Annotated in this window: 3 protein-coding genes; all 3 read left to right on the top strand. The window is 62.9% G+C overall.

Translation table 11 applies throughout. The annotated features are described in order from the left end of the window. Positions 1–1128 (top strand): aldehyde dehydrogenase family protein (locus EN932_RS33770; RefSeq protein WP_128369420.1); only part of this gene is annotated, 1128 nt, incomplete at its 5' end. A gap of 39 nt (positions 1129–1167) precedes the next feature. Next, positions 1168–2241 (top strand): LLM class flavin-dependent oxidoreductase, encoded by a 1074-nt coding sequence (locus tag EN932_RS33765; RefSeq protein WP_128338165.1) that lies wholly within the window; start codon positions 1168–1170, stop codon positions 2239–2241. Then, positions 2241–2550, top strand: a 310-nt coding sequence (locus EN932_RS33760; RefSeq protein WP_128369419.1) for an alpha/beta hydrolase, incomplete at its 3' end; no start/stop codon positions are given. The genes EN932_RS33765 and EN932_RS33760, both read left to right, overlap by 1 nt.

The raw sequence follows: 2550 nt of genomic DNA, 5'->3' as shown, positions 1-2550 counted from the left end.
CCCATCAGCTTGTCGGCCATCCCCGTCAACAAGCTTGACATGCTGAACTTCAACATGCGCGAGCCGCTTGGCGTCGTCGGCATGATCACGCCGTGGAACTCGCCGCTGATGCTGCTCACCGGCACCTTGGCGCCGTGCCTTGCCATCGGTAACACCGTTGTCATCAAGCCGTCCGAACACGCCACCGCCTCGACGTTGGCGCTGGCCGAACTGATCATGGAAGCCGGCTTCCCCGCCGGCGTCGTCAATGTCGTGACCGGCACCGGCACCAGCGCCGGCGACGCGCTGACGCGTCATCCCGACATCGCCAAGATCGTGTTCACTGGCAGCACGGCCACCGGCCGGCGCATTGCCGCAAATGCTGCGGCGAACCTGGTTTCGTGCCAGATGGAGCTTGGCGGGAAATCGCCTCAGGTCGTCTTTGCCGATGTCGACATGGACCATGCCGTCAACGGCGTCGTCTCCGGCATCTTCGCCGCCGCCGGCCAGAGCTGCGTTGCCGGATCGCGCTGCTTCGTCGAGGCCAGTATCTATGACCGTTTCGTCGACGCGCTGGTCGAGCGCGCCAGGCGGGTCAAGGTGGGCCACCCCCTGAATGACGATACCGACATGGGTCCGCTGGCGCTGTCGGCACAACTTGCCAAAGTTGAAAGCTACGTCGCCTCGGGCGTCCATCAGGGGGCGAGGATCGCGGCCGGTGGCCGCAGACCGCAATCGGCCGAGCTCGCGGAAGGCTGGTATTTCGAGCCGACCGTCATGGTCGACGCCCGCAACGACATGGACTTCATGCAGGAGGAGATTTTTGGGCCGGTCGTCGGCGTCATCCCCTTCTCGTCGGAAGAGGAGATGACCGCGCTCGCCAATGACACGCGCTACGGACTGTCCTCCGGCATCTGGACCAAGGACATCGACCGCGCGCTGCGCTTTGCCCGCAATGTCGATGCCGGAACCGTCTGGATCAACACCTATCGCGCCTCGTCCTTCATGTCGGCCAATGGCGGCTTCAAGGAAAGCGGCTATGGCCGCAGGGGAGGCTTCGACGTGATGGAGGAGTTCTCGCGGCTGAAGAACATCATGATCGATTATTCCGGGATCATGCAGGACCCATTTGTCATCCGCCTGCGCTGAGCATCACCCACACCGACCACAAAGGACGGGACAACAGAAATGAAATTTGCAGTGTCGCTGACCATGGAGCGCTTCTCGCCCGACATGCCGATGTCGAAGGTGAAGAGCAATCTGCTCGAGCTGGCGCAGATGGCCGACGCGGGCGGCTTCGAGACGCTGTGGACGGCAGAGCATCATACGATCGAGTGCACCATCTCGCCCAATCCGTTGATGACCCTGACCTGGCTGGCGCAGCACACGCAGCAGATCCGGCTTGGCACCTCGACGCTGGTGGCGCCGTACTGGAGCCCGATCCGCCTGGCTGGCGAAGCCGCCCTTTGCGATCACCTGACCGGCGGCAGGCTGGAGTTCGGCATAGCCCGTGGCTCCTATCAATACGAGTTCGACCGCATGGCCGGCGGCATGCCACAGCAGGAGGGCGTCGCCTACCTCAAGGAACTGGTGCCGGCGGTGAAGAAACTGTGGGCCCATGACTATGCGCATGACGGCCACTATTGGAAGTTTCCGCTGGCCGCGGGCGTGCCCAAGCCATTGCAGACGCCGCATCCGCCGATCTGGGTGGCGGCACGTGACCCCGGCACATTCGACTGGGCCGTAGGCATCGGTGCCAACATCCTGTCGACGCCGCTTTCAGCGCCCGCGGCCGAGATTGCCGTGCTCGGCGAAAAATTTCGCAAGGCGGTCGCCGACCATCCGGAAGTGCCGCGCCCACGCCTGATGATGCAACGCCGCACCTGCATCTACGATCGCCCGGAGGACTGGGAAGTCGCGGTCCGCCACGCCATCGACTACGGGCGCTCCTTTGAGAACCTCTTCCAGAACATCGGCTCGGTAAAGAACGGTTTCCCCGAGGCTGTGCCTTATGAAAGTGTCAAGGGCAAGGACAACTACAATCCAGAGAGCATCCGCAAGAACCTGATGTTTGGCACCCCAGGCGAGATCATCGAGAAGCTCGAGGATTATGAGGCCGCGGGCGTCGACCAGTACTGCCTGGGACTCACCTTCAACCTGCCGTTCGAGCTGCAGAAGAAGACGATCAGGCTGTTCGTCGATGAGGTCATGCCGCACTTCGCCACGCGGGATCGCACCAGGGCTGTCGCGGTGGGGCACTGATGGCGATGGCGACCGGTTCCTTCGTTCACGGCGATGTGGCGCTCAACTATCGTGTCGACGGGAACGGGCCACAGAAGCTGGTCTGCATCCATGGCGTCGGCTCCTATCTGGAAGCGTGGAGCGGCGTCGTCGCTCGCCTGCCGGATCAGTTCACCGTGCTCACATTTGATCTACGTGGCCATGGCGGGTCGGCGCGCATCAAGGGACGCTACGAGATTGATGACTTCGTCGGCGATACGCTGGCGCTGGCCGATCATGCTGGCTTTGCGCGCTTTCATCTTGCCGGCTTCTCGCTGGGCGGCCTTATAG

It is taken from the genome of Mesorhizobium sp. M7A.F.Ca.US.002.01.1.1, from assembly GCF_004022955.1.
GTDB lineage: Bacteria > Pseudomonadota > Alphaproteobacteria > Rhizobiales > Rhizobiaceae > Mesorhizobium > Mesorhizobium ciceri.
The sequence above is the reverse complement of the archived record's forward strand: the minus strand, read 5'-3'. Positions and strand labels throughout refer to the sequence as shown.

What these genes read in the sequence shown, in the direction of transcription:
- EN932_RS33765 (WP_128338165.1), top strand. Translation starts at nt 1,168, where the DNA reads ATGAAATTTGCAGTGTCGCTGACCATGGAGCGCTTCTCGCCCGACATG.